Origin of the sequence: Tatumella sp. JGM118, assembly GCF_018257515.1 — a bacterium.
Taxonomy (GTDB): domain Bacteria; phylum Pseudomonadota; class Gammaproteobacteria; order Enterobacterales; family Enterobacteriaceae; genus Tatumella; species Tatumella terrea.
In genome coordinates, this window is record NZ_JAERJR010000001.1 from 282,226 (window position 1) to 298,563 (window position 16,338).

Annotated in this window: 16 protein-coding genes; 10 read left to right on the top strand and 6 right to left on the bottom strand. The window is 51.4% G+C overall.

The window, feature by feature from the left end; genetic code table 11:
- Positions 1 to 664 precede the first annotated feature (664 nt).
- The 6 genes from JK223_RS01310 to JK223_RS01335 are packed head-to-tail and all read left to right on the top strand — an operon-like array spanning position 665 to position 6,613.
- Positions 665 to 2,083 (top strand): PTS transporter subunit EIIC, encoded by a 1,419-nt coding sequence (locus JK223_RS01310; RefSeq protein WP_212712411.1) that lies wholly within the window; start codon positions 665 to 667, stop codon positions 2,081 to 2,083.
- 34 nt (positions 2,084 to 2,117) lie between these two features.
- Complete coding sequence (locus tag JK223_RS01315; RefSeq protein ID WP_212712412.1) at positions 2,118 to 3,863, top strand: sulfatase; 1,746 nt, start codon at positions 2,118 to 2,120, stop codon at positions 3,861 to 3,863.
- A gap of 52 nt (positions 3,864 to 3,915) precedes the next feature.
- Complete coding sequence (locus JK223_RS01320) at positions 3,916 to 4,641, top strand: GntR family transcriptional regulator (RefSeq protein WP_212712413.1); 726 nt, start codon at positions 3,916 to 3,918, stop codon at positions 4,639 to 4,641.
- The gene (locus tag JK223_RS01325) at positions 4,638 to 4,982 is read left to right on the top strand and encodes a YidH family protein (RefSeq protein ID WP_212712414.1); all 345 of its coding nucleotides are present in this window, start codon (positions 4,638 to 4,640) and stop codon (positions 4,980 to 4,982) included. Before JK223_RS01320 ends, JK223_RS01325 begins: the two co-directional genes overlap by 4 nt.
- Complete coding sequence (locus JK223_RS01330) at positions 4,979 to 5,308, top strand: DUF202 domain-containing protein (RefSeq protein ID WP_212712415.1); 330 nt, start codon at positions 4,979 to 4,981, stop codon at positions 5,306 to 5,308. The genes JK223_RS01325 and JK223_RS01330 overlap by 4 nt, the downstream gene beginning before the upstream one ends.
- Positions 5,309 to 5,323: 15 nt before the next feature.
- Positions 5,324 to 6,613, top strand: coding sequence for an anaerobic sulfatase maturase (locus tag JK223_RS01335; RefSeq protein WP_212712416.1), 1,290 nt, complete (start codon positions 5,324 to 5,326; stop codon positions 6,611 to 6,613).
- Between the two features lie 453 nt (positions 6,614 to 7,066).
- Here the strand turns inward: JK223_RS01335 and JK223_RS01340 are convergent, their stop codons facing one another.
- The 3 genes from JK223_RS01340 to hxpB all read right to left on the bottom strand — a co-directional run bounded on the left by JK223_RS01340 (position 7,067) and on the right by hxpB (position 9,475).
- Positions 7,067 to 7,465, bottom strand: coding sequence for a DUF6515 family protein (locus JK223_RS01340; RefSeq protein ID WP_212712417.1), 399 nt, complete (start codon positions 7,463 to 7,465; stop codon positions 7,067 to 7,069).
- Positions 7,466 to 7,634: 169 nt separating this feature from the next.
- Positions 7,635 to 8,219, bottom strand: coding sequence for a metal-dependent hydrolase (locus JK223_RS01345; protein ID WP_212712418.1), 585 nt, complete (start codon positions 8,217 to 8,219; stop codon positions 7,635 to 7,637).
- A gap of 572 nt (positions 8,220 to 8,791) precedes the next feature.
- Positions 8,792 to 9,475 (bottom strand): hexitol phosphatase HxpB, encoded by a 684-nt coding sequence (hxpB, locus tag JK223_RS01350; protein WP_212712419.1) that lies wholly within the window; start codon positions 9,473 to 9,475, stop codon positions 8,792 to 8,794.
- A 169-nt stretch (positions 9,476 to 9,644) separates the two neighbouring features.
- Between hxpB and JK223_RS01355 the strand changes: the two genes are divergently transcribed.
- Positions 9,645 to 10,181: a YniB family protein gene (locus JK223_RS01355; RefSeq protein ID WP_212712420.1), complete on the top strand. Its 537-nt coding sequence runs from the start codon at positions 9,645 to 9,647 to the stop codon at positions 10,179 to 10,181.
- 10 nt (positions 10,182 to 10,191) lie between these two features.
- On the opposite strand, the gene JK223_RS01360 is transcribed toward JK223_RS01355, so the two are convergent.
- Positions 10,192 to 11,061 carry a fructosamine kinase family protein gene (locus tag JK223_RS01360; protein ID WP_212712421.1) on the bottom strand — a complete coding sequence of 290 codons (870 nt, stop codon included), beginning with the start codon at positions 11,059 to 11,061 and terminating at the stop codon, positions 10,192 to 10,194.
- Positions 11,062 to 11,467: 406 nt separating this feature from the next.
- Between JK223_RS01360 and JK223_RS01365 the strand changes: the two genes are divergently transcribed.
- Complete coding sequence (locus JK223_RS01365; protein WP_212712422.1) at positions 11,468 to 12,229, top strand: YdiY family protein; 762 nt, start codon at positions 11,468 to 11,470, stop codon at positions 12,227 to 12,229.
- A gap of 503 nt (positions 12,230 to 12,732) precedes the next feature.
- On the opposite strand, the gene JK223_RS01370 is transcribed toward JK223_RS01365, so the two are convergent.
- The gene (locus JK223_RS01370) at positions 12,733 to 13,200 is read right to left on the bottom strand and encodes a YhcH/YjgK/YiaL family protein (protein ID WP_212712423.1); all 468 of its coding nucleotides are present in this window, start codon (positions 13,198 to 13,200) and stop codon (positions 12,733 to 12,735) included.
- Between the two features lie 29 nt (positions 13,201 to 13,229).
- A complete protein-coding gene (locus JK223_RS01375; protein ID WP_212712424.1) occupies positions 13,230 to 13,733 on the bottom strand; it encodes a gluconokinase in 504 nt (167 codons plus the stop codon).
- A 416-nt stretch (positions 13,734 to 14,149) separates the two neighbouring features.
- Between JK223_RS01375 and JK223_RS01380 the strand changes: the two genes are divergently transcribed.
- Positions 14,150 to 15,142, top strand: coding sequence for a LacI family DNA-binding transcriptional regulator (locus JK223_RS01380; protein ID WP_212712425.1), 993 nt, complete (start codon positions 14,150 to 14,152; stop codon positions 15,140 to 15,142).
- Positions 15,143 to 15,350: 208 nt separating this feature from the next.
- Positions 15,351 to 16,301, top strand: coding sequence for a 2-hydroxyacid dehydrogenase (locus tag JK223_RS01385; RefSeq protein WP_212712426.1), 951 nt, complete (start codon positions 15,351 to 15,353; stop codon positions 16,299 to 16,301).
- Positions 16,302 to 16,338 lie beyond the last annotated feature (37 nt).

The window sequence follows — 16,338 nt, forward strand, 5'->3', positions numbered from 1 at the left end:
TACCGGACGGCCAGAGTATTGTTCAATTAAAATCAGGCAGGATAAAAAAGAAATCTTCAGGTTAACATCTGCAAGCGGAAAATTATCAATTCGATATAAACGTCATGATGTTAAATATATTATTATTTATCAATGCGGTAAATGGCGTTAGCTACTAAATATCTATAGAGATTGATTGGGGGGATTTAAAGCAGTTGTGATAAACACATCATGTGTAGCCTGTCGGGTAATGGAGAAGATGTGTGAGTCACATTATTCATGGAGAAAAAACGCAGATTCTGCCATTAATTCAGAGGGTAGCATCGTGGATGACATTACAGGATGCACTGTCCCTGAATTTCATATCATTCCCCTGGCTGGTTTGATTGTATATTGATGCAGGAAACTTCCCAATGAATTCAGCTAAGTTTTTTTTGAAGTTAACATTCCGTCTAAGGCTAAAACGCTGTTACTTCTCTTTTCATTATCTTAATAACCAACCACCCGCCAGCAACGTTCAGAACCTCTCCCATCGGGATCGAAAAGTTGTAGGGATGGGCATCACCTGGCCCTCGCTGGACATTATCCTGCAAACGCCCATGTTTAAATTTTGACCACACGCACATAAATAATAATATTATATTGTTATAACAATAGGGAGATCATTACCTCAAAGGACTTCGGAATGAACTATAACCTTGTTGCTGAAACCATAGTAAAACACTGTGGTGGGCTGGTGAACCTGGGGCATGTCACGAACTGTATGACCCGCGTACGCATGACTATCCACGATATGAAAAATGTTGACATGAAGGCTCTGCGAGCCATCGAAGGTGTCCTTGGCGTGGTGGAAGATGACACCCTTCAGGTGATCGTCGGGCCGGGAAAATCCTCGAAAGTTACCATTCTGATTAACGAACGGCTTAAGGGGGGAGCTTCACCGCCCTCATCGGAGGATGTCGGGCTGAAAGCTAAAGCCGCGCGGGAGAGTGCGAAAAAGCAAACGCCGGTAAAAAAGATCCTTAAACATATCGCCAATATTTTTGTTCCCATCCTGCCCCCGCTGATTGCTGCCGGGATCCTGATGGGGATTAATAATTTGCTGGTAAATTCTGCAACGTCCTATGCAATGATGCATCAGATTGCTGCTATAGGGGATTTATCCCCTGCTCAGGTGATACTTGAGCAGCGTCATCTGACGGGAGTTATTCACTTTTTTGACATTGTCTCCAAAGGTCTGTTCAGCTTTCTGCCGATTTATACCGGCGTAACAGCAGCCAAAGAATTTGGGGGAACAGTTGTTATGGGGGGCCTGCTGGGAGCCATTACCATTGCGCCACAACTGACGCAGTTTGGCCTTACACCGGGTCAGGGGGGACTGATCGGCGTGATTTTCTGCGTCTGGTTGATGTGCTGGCTGGAACGTAAGATCCGCCGGGTTATTCCTGATGTACTGGATGTGGTGCTGACCCCGACGATAGTGCTGACAATTATGGCCAGTGCTCTGCTGTTTATTATTATGCCGGCAGCAGGTGTGGTGTCCGATGCTATTCTGCACGGTATGAATGGCTTGTTATCCACGGGAGGGCTCGCCGCCGGTTTTGTTCTCGCAGCTCTTTTCCCGTTCCTGATTTCATTGGGATTGCATCAGGGGCTTATCCCTATCCATCTTGAGATGATCAATGCCACCGGTCATGCCCCTCTGTTCGCTATTCAAATCATGTCCAATGCCGGAATGGTGGGCGCAGCGACAGCCGTATTACTGCTGACCCGGGATCCGGTGATGAGGAACATCGCCAAAGGCGCTATTCCAACGTCGATTCTGGCGGTAGGGGAGCCCACGATTTTTGGGGTTAATATTCCTGCAGGTTTTGCATTTATTACCGGATCCATCGGGGCAGGTTTTGGCGGCATGATCGTTGTGTTGCTTGGAGTGACGACCAATGGTGTCGGAGCGGCTGGTCTGTCTGCGCTGCCGCTGATTGCAGACGGTAAATACCTGCAATATGTCCTGGCCTGGCTGACAGGGTGTGCGATCGCTTTCGCCCTGACGTATGTGACCGGAAAACTGCGTGGCTACGATAAAGAAGCCCTTCCCGCATGAACAGACGTATGATTTCGTATAACGGAGAATTCGTATGAAAGCCATTATGTTGATGTTCGATTCACTGAATAAGCATATGTTATCTGCGTATGGCAGTGATGCGGCCATCACGCCAAACTTTCAGCGCCTGAAAGAAAAGACAGTGCGTTTTAACCACTTTTACGTCGGCAGCATGCCTTGCATGCCTGCCCGCCGGGAACTCCATACCGGGCGCTATAACTTCCTGCATCGTTCATGGTCACCGCTGGAGCCGTTTGATGACTCTATGCCGGAAATTCTGAAAAAACACGGGATCCATACCCATTTGGTGACGGATCACAAGCACTACTGGCGTGATGGCGGGGCCACCTACCACTCCCGCTATACAACCTATGAATTTATTCGCGGGCAGGAAGGTGATGCCTGGAAGGGGGTAGTGGACAAACCGCAGTATCAGTATGAATCCGGTGAACCGGAGGAAATTAAACAGCGTCGTATTACCAGTCGTACACAACACCAAATCAACGTCAGGTTTATGGCAAACGAGGAAGATCATCACCTGGCTCGAACCATTAACAGCGGGCTGGAGTTCATTTCTACTAACCATGCGGCGGATAACTGGTTCTTACAGCTGGAATGTTTTGATCCGCATGAGCCATTCTTTGTCCCTGAAAAATACCTCAGAATGTATGGCATTGAGGATCCCTCCGTATTTGATGGCTGGCCGCCATACTACTTCGTCACTGAAAGTGAAGAACGTCAAAGCATCATCCGGAAATACTACAAAGCGCTGCTGACCATGGTGGACGAGTATGTGGGTAAGGTGCTGGACCATATGGACCACTATGACCTATGGAAAGACACCCTGCTTATCGTCAACACCGATCATGGCTTCCTGCTGGGTGAGCATGAATGGTGGGGTAAAAACATCATGCCCTTGTATAACGAAGTGGCGAATATCCCTTTCTTTATCTGGCATCCTCAATGTGGTGGTGCAGGAGAATCCCGGCAGGCGTTGGCACAGACGATTGATATCCCGGCGACCATTCTGGATTACTTTGGGCTTGATAAACCCGCAGATATGCAGGGGCATTCGCTGAAACCGGCCATTGTGGATGATACACCTGTTCGTGATTTTGCTCTATTCGGCTATCACGGCTGTCATGTGAATATCACGGACGGTCGTTATGTGTATATGCGCTCTCCCGTTGTAAAGGGGATTGATCATTTGTTTGAATACACTCTGATGCCGACACGCATCAATCGTCGCTTTACCCCAAAAGAACTTCAGGGGATGACTTTGCACCCGGGCTTCACTTTTACGAAAGGCTGCCAGGTGATGAAAATCCCGGCAGAGTCTGTGATGACCCGGGATGCCGATCGCTTCGGGCATCGCCTTTATGACGTGATAAAAGATCCGCATCAGGAGCAGTTGTGTCAGGATATCAACATCGCGGGGCGTCTGTTTACTGCCATGGAGCGGGAATTACTGGCAGCCGATGCCCCGGATGAGCTCTGGTCACGTTACGGTTTTTCCGGACATCGATCGCCTTTGTTAGGCTGTGATCCCGGTCTCCTCCCGGAGTACAGTCGCTATTCTCCGAAGATCCGCTACGGTATGGTTTGCCTGCATCAATATCTGGAAAGTCACGAGCTACCCCTGGTGGCACAGAAACTGAAACAACAGGCACAAGCAGACTGGCACCGGGAAAACCTGTGGCAGTTTGTGCTGGATGAGGTTCCCGCAGAACAGCACCAGAGCGTGTTCTATAAAATGGCTTTAGAGATGCGACTCAATTAGAGAAACACGCCCCTGTGCACAGGGGCGTGTTTTATACAGGACGGTTTATGCTATGAAACAAGAGCTTGACTATACACGTGGTGCCAAACCACTTTACGCTCAACTGTATGACATCCTGTTGCATAAACTTAAAACAGGTGAGTACAAAAAAAATGACGTATTGCCCACAGAAGCTGAGTTTGAAGAACGTTTTGGCGTCAGTCGCATTACGGCCCGGCGGGCACTGGCAGAACTGGTTGCTAAGGGGCTGGTGAAACGGCAGGCCGGTATCGGCACGATGGTCATCAGCACCTCTGAAAAGCAGGGGGTGAAAACCCGAATGAGTCTGGTCGATGGACAGCAGCAGGTGCCCATTAATCGCAAAAATCTTAAACTCGAATTTATCCTCCCACCAGAGGTTGTGGCTGAAGCCTTTGGTCTGACATCGGGTGAAAAGCTTCAGTGTCTGACGCGAACAATCTGCAGGCAGAATGAAGTCCCTGCCCAGTTGAATTACATCTGGCTGACACCCCGACTGGAGGCCTTGACGCTGGAGGATATAACTAATGGGTTGTACAGCGTTCTGGAAGCCAGAGGTGAGAATATAGATGCCTTTCAGGATATCATCTCTGCAGAAATGGCAACGGAAAAGGACTGTAATATTCTCAACGTGGCATCTTCAGAGCCGCTATTGATTAAAACCCGTAAAGGCTTCAACGAAAAGGGTGAACTGGTTGAATATACTATTGCCCGCCATATCGCCCGCTTTTACCAGTATAGGGTGGAGAACAGTCGATGAGGTGGAAAAAGCAGGGAACGCCACCGGATTATCGTTTTTCACTGGCCAATGAACGCACATTCCTTGCCTGGATACGTACGGCACTGGCGTTTATGGCGGCCGCGGTTGGAATTGATCAGTTAGCTCCTCGCCTTGCTCCGGAGTTCTTTCGTAGTGCACTGGTGATTGCTCTTAGTCTGACGGCGGCAGGGTTATCTTATTACGCTTACCGGCGCTGGGTACGTAATGAGAGAGCCATGCGCAATGATTCCGAACTACCTTTCCCGTATGCACTTATCTGGCTCAGTTGCGGACTTTCAACCGGCGTCATGCTCACCCTGGCTGTGCTGGTGGCGTTGTGAATATTGTCGGCGAAAGAGATCCTGGTCTTCAGCCAGAACGCACAGCCTTATCCTGGCACCGGACAGCATTCTCTTCCCTGGTGCTGGCACTGCTGATTATGCGAAGCGGGCTGGTTCATGATGACAGGGTATGCCTGACGCTGGGAAGCATTGCCGCAATATTCTCGCTGGGACTAGTGTTTAGCGCTTTTCACCGGCATAACACGCTATCCCGTGAAAATCATCTGCTTTCGTCCTCTTCACTCATATTAAAAGGACTGGTATGCAGTGTTTTGGGGCTTAATGCCCTTGCCCTGATGCTACATAGCCTGCCTCGATTGTTCTGAAAAGGGAGTTCTGCCATGACACTGAGCGGCTGTCACGTGATGGCAAAGCCGACTGGCTCTGTCTGTAATATTGACTGCAGTTACTGTTTTTATCTGGAAAAAGAAGCTCTGTACCCTGAGCGCAAACAGAACTGGCGAATGTCCGATGAAACACTGGAAACTTTTATACGCCAGTATATTGCCGCGCAGAGTGGTAAACAGGTGCTGTTTGCCTGGCAGGGGGGGGAGCCCACCCTGATGGGACTTTCTTATTTCCGCCGGGTTATTGAACTCTGTGATAAGTACGGTGAAGGTCGCCAGATTCAGCATGCTTTGCAAACTAACGGTATGCTGATCAATGACGAATGGGCCGCTTTTTTTGCGCAGCACGATTTTCTGATAGGTCTTTCCATTGATGGTCCCCAGCCACTGCATGACCTCTACCGTGTTACCCGTTCAGGGCAAGGCACACATGAACGGGTAATGAAAGCACTGACTCTTCTGCAACAGCACAACGTCAGGTTTAATACTCTGACAGTGGTCGGTAAACATAATGTCGGGCATGCTGCAGAGGTGTACCAATTTTTACTGACAGCAGGTTCCCGTTATATTCAGTTTATCCCTCTGGTTGAACGGATCAGCCCCCCGGGTTCAGCTATTCTCCGGCTGGTGATGCCGGGAGAAAGTGGGGCATCGCTGGCACCCTGGACGGTTCCTGCATGGCAATATGGTGAATTTCTGAATCAGATATTTGATATCTGGGTGCGTCGGGATATCGGTCAGGTATCCGTGCAGATGTTCGATGTGGCGATAGCGGCCTGGCGTGGCCAGGCTCCGGTATTATGTGTGCATGCCGAAACCTGCGGTCATGCCTTTGCTTTAGAATCCAATGGTGACCTTTATAACTGTGATCATTTTGTCTATCCGGAGCACTTGCTGGGAAATATTAACCATCAGGACCTCCGGGTACTTAACCACTGTGAACAGGCGATGGCTTTCGGACTGGCAAAGAGAGAGACACTGACCCGTGATTGTCAGCAATGCGACTACCGTTTTGTCTGTCATGGGGGGTGCCCTAAACACCGATTTTCCGTCTCTCCGTCAGGGAAACCAGGCCATAACTACCTGTGTGCGGGCTATAAACATTTCTTCCGGCACATCACGCGAGATATGAATCTGTTGCAGGACTTACTGGCTATGGGTTACCCGGCACAGGCTTTAATGCAGATTCTGGCCGGGGAAATACGACCCGGTGATAACACCGCCAGGAATTCCCCTTGCTTGTGTGGCAGCGGTAAGAAATTCAAAAAATGTTGTGGCAGATGATCGCCGATTAACATAAGCCAACCCGGCAATGCTTGTGTTCCTGCAGGTAGCCATGAGGCAGAGAGGCTGCGTGTCTTTTTAAACGTAACCGGGTAACACCCCAGCCTCTGTGACGGGTTTACGGATAATGAGTGGAACACTGTGATGCCGGTCACGAACCAGACCCTCATTTCCAGGGAGTGGGGTCGGTTTGCAATGTCACAATGCCGGTATCAGCCAGGCATTGACTAATAATTTCAGGGGACCGCAGGCAAGAAAGAACAGCAAATCCTTACGGTGAAAAATTAAGCGCAGCATCAGTGGCCTGGCTGAGCAGTATAAAAAAAACCGTAATTATTAAGGGATGATTACGGTTTTTAACACAGCCAGGGGGAGTTTACCCCATCATGCCTGTCTTAACTGACGGGAAGTATAGCCCGATGACTGGCCTTTTATTGGCCTGATGCTTTTGGGTTACAAACCGTCAGGTCGCGGAACCTCGATATACTCACCGTCAATATTACGCTGATAATAATGGCCTGACTGCACGTAATAACGCTTACCATTATAATCCAGCGCCTGCAGTTGCTGCGGGGTACTCTGTGGCGGCGGGTTGACCACCACATAGTCATTCCCCTGACGCTGATAATAAATACCGTTGAGCAGATAGTAGGTGAGGCCGCCTATCAGGACTCCGGTCGCTAAATCCGGCAGAAAACCGCCGCCACCCGGGCCCGGGCCACCCCGCCATCCGGGTCCGCCAAAATCAGGGCCCGGGCCACCGAAGCCCGGGCCGGGACCATGCGGGTAAGCCAGCGCGATACCCGGCATAATCAGGGTTAACGCCAGCAGAGATGGGATAACTTTTTTCATATTCTATCTCCGACAATAACTGATCAGATGATCTGTGCGGATACCCGAAAACTCAAGCGTTACTGTCCGGATTTTGCCTTCCATTACACTATTTAACGCTTTCTTAACGGGCCTTCCGGTGAGGGCTGGCACTTCTTTACTTTACCTTCCCGTTACCGCCGCACCGGGGTTAATGCAGGGACTGCGTCAGTTGTTTTTGCCAGTCGATAGCGGTCGAATAAATCTGCCTGCCGGTCGTGCTGACGACCTGTTTTGTCAGAGGGCCCGGCAGTAATACGGCACCGGCGACCAATGTGATACAGAACCAGCGTTCCAGCAGATTACTCTTTTGCGGTTGCAACACCGGAAAGCGAAACCGCCAGCGGCAGGGCCATAGCAGAGGTACTCCGGCAGGCGTCAGCATATCGGCGACAATGTGGCTCAGATACCCCAGCACCATTCCCTGCATCACGTCGGCAGGCAGCCACATAGCTTCCGGTAACTTCAGGTGTAACAGCCATAACCCTGCCACGATAGCGATCAGGCTATGGGTAAATCCCCGGTGACCGAATGCACGGGAAACCGGGACTGAAATCCAGCGTAAACGTCTGCCGAGCAGGGAGGACGGGTGATCAATGTCCGGCAGCAGACACGTAAGTAATGTTGCCGGCAGTAAATGCCACCAGTCTGCGTGGGCAATAACGGGGGTCAGATCGCTGCGTTTTGCAATGATGGCGCTGGCAACAGCGAAAAGAATATGGCCTTCGGCCGTCATGAGATATCCTGCAACTTCCTGATTAACTGTCAATGTATACAGTATAGGGATTTATACAGCGAAAAGGTATATGTGACGCTGTAACAAATAATAAATGATATTGACACAGGCAAAGAAAACTCTCGTCCTCCCGGTGCATAGAGCAGGAAAAAGCCATAGGCGCTCTGGCTTAGCGGAAAGAAATTGAGTCAGGGAACCGGCAGAAAATCCCTTAGCTCAGACATCGGCTGAGTCAGTGGCCTGAGTGGCGGAGATTGTATGAATGCGGGTAACTTCGTCCGGAGAGGCAGAAGCACCCCCCGGATAGACGTGCAGGGCGATATTGATACCCTCAGCCGGGCTGACAGCGGGGAGCAGAGGCTCTCTGCCGCGTGAAGAAATTGCTGCAAGGGAACCGGCAGAAAATCCGTTAGCTCAGACATCGGCTGAGTCAGTGGCCTGAGTGGCGGGAATGGTCTGAATGCGGGTAACTTCGTCCGGAGAGGCAGAAGCACCCCCGGATAGCCGTGCAAGGCGATATTGATACCCTCAGCCGTGCTGACAGCGGGGAGCAGAGGCTCCCCGCCGCGGGCTTAGCGGGAAGCGGGCAGATAGCCCAGCAGATCCGGCGTTAAATCATTCAGCGAGTCAAGACGGGCATGAGCCAGACTCCAGACCGGAAGATGAGCTTCTTCCGTGGCAGGAACGACCAGCGTGCGCATTCTGGCGGCTTTGGCAGCGATCATACCGTTCAGCGAGTCCTCCAGGGCGACACAATGTAACGGATCTGTCGCCAGCGCGGCGGCGGCATTCAGATACACCTGCGGATGGGGTTTACTGTAGGGAAGTTCGCCTGCGGAAGCGACCGCGTCGAAATAAGGCTGCAGAGAGAATAGTTCAAGCACGCTCTGAATTAAACTCAGCGGGGAGGCAGACGCGAGGCCGATTTTAAACCCACACTCCCGACACATCTCCAGAGCTTCGTGGACACCCGGCATCAGCGGGCGCTGCTGATCTATTTTCTCTGCCACCCTGGCGATAATCAGCCGTGTCATCTCTTCAGCATCCAGATGGCGGATATTACCTGCATCAAACCACAGCCTCACCACCTGGTCGATACGTAATCCGGTGGTTTCAGGTAAGGCGTCACGCAGGCTGATATCGATGCCTGCGCGTGAGAAGACATCCAGTTCAGCCTGATGCCAGAACGGTTCAGAGTTGATCAGCAATCCGTCCATATCAAATATTGCTGCTTTGACCGGGCGATGATAGGCCATAAAACCCTCCGTGAATGGTTAAAACTTTGCAAAAAAATAACCGGAGTATGAAAATTATGCGTCCGGTTGTATGAAATATCTTCTGAATAATGATTTTAGCTGTATAAAACAGGAAAAATAGCCGGGGCGCAGGTAGACTTGTATCACAAAACACGCTGCAGGAGAGAGCATGAATTACCAACAAACGGGCAGGATCGCCATCGGCAAAAAAGTTGCCGGCTGGCTGTTGTTTATCCCCGCGGTGATATCCACACTGGTATCACTCATGAACTATTTGTACATCCACAGTGATAATCAACCCGGCATTGATGCTGTATTGACTGATTTCATTCATGTCATGATCAACATGGTTAAGTTTAACACGCCGTTCCTGAACTTTTTATGGCAGAACTCACCGGTACCGGACTTCGGTACTCAGGCTGATGTCCTGTTCTGGATTATTTATATTGTGATCTTTGTCGGTCTGGCGTTACAGGCCTCGGGCGATCGTATGTGGCGACAGTCGCGCTTTATGAAAGAGAGCATCGATGACCAGCTCATTCTGGAACGCGCTAAAGACAGCGGGGGGCTGACCCGTGAGCAACTGACCGAAAAGTTACAGACGAACAATCACTCCATTTTCAGGCAGTACTTCCAATTGTACATTCTGCCGGTGATTGTGATTGTTATCGGCTATTTTGCTCTGCGACTCACCGGCTTTTTCTGAATTCCCGCTCTCAACGATAATCGCGCAACAGGGTATCAATGACTTGTTGCGCTTCTTCCACCCAGTGTTCCCCGAATGCACAGGCGCGATTCAGCAAATAGTACAGCCGGTAAGCCGGCTGGCGGTCTGCATAGCCTGCCGGTAAGGGACTGATTTTCTCATAAGCCTGAATCAGCGGGGTGGTTAATACATTGTCCGGTTGCCACAGTGCCAGATCACATTCTCTGTCCCCCCAGTAACATGCCGGATTAAACAGCCAGGGCGAATTATGTGCTTCAGCACAATGCCCGGGCCAGAGATCCCCATGCAATAAGGACGGTGCGGGGTGGTGATTTTCCAGACAGCGGGCGACACTGGCAATAATCTGTTCGGTATCGCCAAAGGTTAACTTTTTCTCAGCGGCTATTTGTAACTGCCAGCCGATACGTTGTTCCGGAAAGAAGGAGGACCAGCGGTTCTGCCAGTTATTGGGTTGTGGTGACAGTGTCACTGAATTATCAAAATCAAGACCAAACTTAGGTTGTTCACTCCATTGATGGAGTCTGGCGAGCTGCTCACCCAGTAACGCAGCAGAAGCTTTACTCAACGGTGCCGGGGGAAGATATTCAAGGATCAGAAAGCTATGATGCCGCGAGGTTCCGCTGCCATACACTGCCGGTACTCTGACACATCCGGTCCTGGCCAGCAAAGCCAGTTGGTCCGCTTCCTCGATAAAGCGGGGCAACATCTCACGATGATTGGATTTGATAAAATAGTGTTTATCGCCGCTCACCATCTGCCAGGACTGATTAACCTCACCCCCGTGGCATTGATGATAATGAGATATTCCTGCAAAATCGCTTTGCTGCTCTTCTAACAGTCGATGAATGGCTGACCACATAGTGTTGTCCTCAATTTCGCTGCGTGTTCAGATTGTAACCCGCATTTCGTCGAAGTTTCCAGCCGCGGGATCTCAACCCGGGATCTTTTTTCTGTCTGGCCGCAAACTTAGACTATCCACGATAGCGTTAAGTTTATTTACTGCCATTAACCTGGACGTTAGTAACGTCATCTTTTGATACATTCCGTCCGGCATTTTATGTGATTTTGCTTTCTATTTTTTTATTCACGTCTATCATTACCCGCTACTGTTCAGATCAATCTGAATCACGCTAAGGCCTGTCACTTTTTTTTGACAAGGAAAGCGAATACATGCTTTTTTACAAAACTCGGGTAAATGGCATTCAACGCTATTTAAAAGTTTTCAGACTTAGCTATTAACAACGTCGTCAGTACAGGTCTTTTCAATGAAAGCGTTCAATAAAATCTCAGCAGCACTGCTGCTTACCGCCGGTGTGTTCGCCCAGCAGGCATATGCTGATAACTCAGTATTTACCTCGATGGATGATCCTTCTACCGCAAAAAAGCCTTTTGAAGGTTCGGCTTCTGCAGGTTATCTGGCACAGAGTGGTAACACCACCAGTTCTTCTCTGACAGCCCAGACCAACATGACCTGGTACCAGGAATCAATGGCATACAGCCTGTGGGGCAATGCGTCGAACACCTCATCCAACGATGAACGTTCTTCTGAAACCTATACCGTGGGTGGCCGTTCACGTTATAACCTGAACAGCAGCGACTATCTGTTCGGTCAGGCAAGCTGGTTAAGTGACCGTTTCAATGGTTACGACAGCCGCGATACGATGACTGCCGGTTACGGTCGTCAGATCCTTAACGGGCCGGTGCATTCACTGCGTGCTGAATTGGGTCCGGGTGTTCGTTATGATGATTATCATGATGGTGGTCACCAGACGAAAGCACTGGCTTACGGTGCACTGAGTTACCAGTGGCAGCTGACGGATACCACGAAGTTTATTCAGGGTGTGTCCGTACTGAGTACACTGGGGAATGATACGACTCTGAACTCCGAAACCGGTTTACAGGTAGCGATCAATTCTCACTTCTCTCTGAAACTGGCCTACGACCTGACCTGGAATAACAATCCGCCGTCATCTGCGCCGGATCGTACCGACAGTAAAACCTCTGTACTGCTGTCTTACTCCATGTAAGCCAACAGAAGAGACAAAAAGGCCCGCTAAGCGGGCTTTTTTTTGTCCTTTGACCCGTCCTGAATAGTGTTGACAGGTTCCTTATCTTATTCCGCAGTGCGTGAGTATCGCAGAGAGCAAACGCACCCAACGCGATTATCCTCTATCCTTCAAAACCACTGTTGTTGAGCAGGTCAAAAAAGGTGAGATGACCTGTAAACAGGCCCGGCAGCGATACTGAAATGTCCTGAATTGCGTCGACAGGCTCCTGATCTTATTCCGCAGCGCGTGAGTATCGCAGAGAGCAAGCGCACCCACCGGGATTATTCTCTATCCTTCAAAACCACTGTTGTTGAGCAGGGTGAAAAAGGCGAAATAACCGACAAACAGGCCTCAGCTGCGATAGGGGAGCCGTGGGTGTCCCACCGTTGTTGTCACCCGTCTGCGTCCTGCCCGAAATGGAAAGACGCGGGCCGTGTTGACCGGACCCGCTTATGTGTGGGTGCGTGCCAGGAACGGGAGGCTCAGAGCAGTGCACAGTCAATTTTTGCCACAATCTTGCGCAGAGCGGCCGGGGTAGTACAGGTGCTCATCGGGCGGTGAAGTTCCTGCGGGAATATAATGGCCAGCTCACCGGGTTGCAGATGGATCAGTGTCTCCCCCGGTATGGCAGCACAGAACCCGAGGTCGTGTGCATCATTAAAGGGTTCACTGAGGTCGAGCGGCAGGCCGCGGACACCGGCGCCAATGACTTCATTACCTTCCAGCACAATATGAATATCCAGATACTGGCGATGAAATTCCGGTTTCTGGCTTTCCAGCGGCCGGGTTTCCCCCTCAGCGACATTGAAAAACATCTGTTTGCCCTGCACCTGATAGTGGCCTGCCGGCAGGCTATAGGGGTCACTTTCGATGATCGTTGCCAGCATTTGACGAATGGCGGCAGGATAGAAGGTATTTTCAGCCGCGGTGGCTAAGGCATCAATAATCATAATATTCATCCCGGTTGTGGGGCGGTGTATTACCGCAAACAGGTCATATACTGGCTGACAATATTGTCCACCGGCGGCACGATACTCACCGCCATGACGTCCGGCTCATCGTGACCCGGTATTTCCAGGTTAGAAAACTGGCTACGCAGCAGAGTCTCCGGCATAAAATGACCTCTGCGTTGACGCATACGGCTCATTACCTGCTCGAAATCCCCCTGTAACCATAAAAAACGCACATGCGGGCTGCCAGCGCGTAACTGATCCCGGTAAGACTTTTTAAGCGCGGAACAGACCAGCACACCGGTTTCGTTTTTCTGTTCCAGGCTGTAGATCACATCGGCCAGCCGGCACAGCCAGGGTTGCCTGTCGGCATCATCCAGCGCCTGACCGGCCGCCATTTTGTCGATGTTCCGTCGGGGGTGCAGATCATCCCCGTCAATAAATTTGGCGTTCAGGGCGTGCGAAAGCGCCTGGCCTACCGTAGATTTTCCGGTCCCGGATACGCCCATCACGATAATGCACTGGCCTGCCATAATCACTCCTCAGGTTATTCACGGGTTGCGGTTTATTACTCAGAGACGGCCCGCAGTCGCCTTTGGCGGCACGATGACCGCAATCGTCGGGTTTACGTCTGCCGGGGCAGAGCCTCTGGCGTGACTGTCTTCAGGGCAGGCACATTATCCGGTGGCCCGGCCCGGGAGGCGGTATTATCCGGTAGGCCACTGACAACGGTGCCGCCGGTCACAGGTTCTATCTCACGTTTTTCGCGGCGGTTAAACTGTGACGCTGATCACTAAAAATGATGTTACAAAACAACGTTACTGGCGCTGTGATCGATGGCATAAAATCAGCCCGACACCCTGCCATCGACGACCCGAAGCGAAGATGTTCATTTCGGTGTCGGGCAGGCATAATGGATTACCGATTCCGGTACTGACTGGCAGAAACAATGAAATTGCAGCGCATCACATTGAATGATATTGCGACCCTCGCGGGTGTAACAAAGATGACCGTCAGCCGGTATTTGCGTACGCCCGAAAAAGTCAAACCGGAAACCGCAGAGCGTATCGCCAGCGTTATTGAGGAAGTGGGCTATCAGCCTGACCCGGACAATGCGGCGATTAACAGTAATGCCATCGGGCGGATCGGGGTGCTGGTTCCGTCATTTCATAACCAGATTTTTGCAGACGTGCTGGCAGGGGTCGAAACCGCGGCTGCCGCCAGGGGTTACCAGACCCTGGTGGTCAATTACGATTACAACAGCCAGAAAGAAGAAGAACAGATAGCGACCGTACTGGCTTTTAATGTTAAAGCTCTGTTACTGACGGAGAGCGTGCACAGCGTGCGCGCAGAAAAGTATTTACGGTCGGCAAAAATCCCTGTGGCGGAAGTGATGGGGCTGACAGAAAACAGCGGACGGATTAATGTCGGCTTTGATAACCAGCGCGCCGGTCTGGACATGACACGTATGCTGCTGGCCAGCGGAAAAACACGGATTATTTATTTCGGGTCGATGGCTGACCTCAGGGATGAACAACGTTATGCCGGTTACTGTCAGGCGATGGCGGAGGCCGGCCTGCCGCCCGGACGTATTACTCCGGGTAAGGTCTCTTCTGTGACTATCGGCGCAGGCATGATGACCCTTGCACGCCAGATGTATCCTGAGATGGACGGCATTCTGTGCACCAATGATGATCTGGCGGTGGGTGTGCTACGCGAATGCATCGCCAGCGACATCCGTGTGCCGGAGCAACTGGCCATTGCCGGCTTCCACGGTCTGGAGATCGGCCAGGTGACAACCCCGAAACTCGCCAGTGTGCTGACGCCACGTTTTGAAATGGGCAAGGTTGCCACAGAGATTCTGATTAAAAAAATTCAGGGATTACCCACGATAGAACGGGTAGATTTACATTACCGGTTGTCGATGGGAGAAACCATCTGACCGGCGGCCTGACACCTTTCTGTTCCCTCCTGAACCTGTTGACCCCTGATCTCCTCCTGTTAAATAACCGTAAAATGCCTGCCAGATCACGCCAGAAGTAACACAAATTTTTAACATTATCTGGCGTGACGGAGATCGCAACATTCAGCAGCAAAAACCCGTTTGATACATAAGACACGCTACAGGCTTATCAGACAGGACCGTTGCTATGCATACAGATACTCAACCCGTTGTTCTGCTCATCGCGCCGGTGATGGACGTCTTACAGACTTCTCTGGACGCCAGTTACCGGGTATTCCGTCTTTACGAGCAAACCGATACCGCCGACTTTCTTCGCCGGCACGGGGAGGACGTTCAGGCTGTCGTTACCCGGGGGGACGTTGGCGTCAGCCGTGAGATCCTTGAACAGTTACCCCGTGCCGGCATGATCGCCGTGTTCGGCGTCGGAACCGATGCAATCGACCTCAGTTATACCCGCGAACGCGGCATCCGTGTCGGGATCACGGCCGGAGTGCTGACCGATGACGTTGCTGACCTGGCGATGGGATTGCTGCTGGCTGCCAGCCGCCGCCTGCGTCAGGGAGATCAGTTCGTGCGGTCCGGTCAGTGGGAAAAGACAGCGCCGCCATTGGCGACCAAAGTCAGCAAAAAACGTCTCGGTATCCTGGGAATGGGCAACATTGGTCAGGCTATCGCCCGGCGGGCGAAAGGGTTTGATATGACCATTCTTTATCACAGCCGTCAGCGTAAGGACGCCCCCGGTTACCACTGGTGTGAGGACCTGCACAGCCTGGCCAGTCAGAGCGACTTCCTGGTGATTGCCGCGTCGGGGAATCCCGAAAATACCGGCATCATTAATGCCGCCGTGCTGGAGGCGATGCCGCCACATGCCTGGCTTATCAATGTCGCGCGCGGCAGTCTGACAGATGAACCTGCATTGTTGCGGGCATTACAGGAAAAAGTGATTGGCGGGGCGGCACTGGATGTGTTTGAGCACGAACCGCACGTGCCGGAGGCTTTCTTCGCTCTCGATAATGTATTGCTGCAACCCCATGTGGCCAGTGCCACGGTGGAAACCCGCCAGGCCATGAGCCAGTCGGTGGCGGACAATCTGGCAGCTTACTTCTCAGGCCGGGAGATCCCGGGATTAATTCAATAAAAAAAGAGTACCGGTAGTACGAGGGAACATGCCTTTT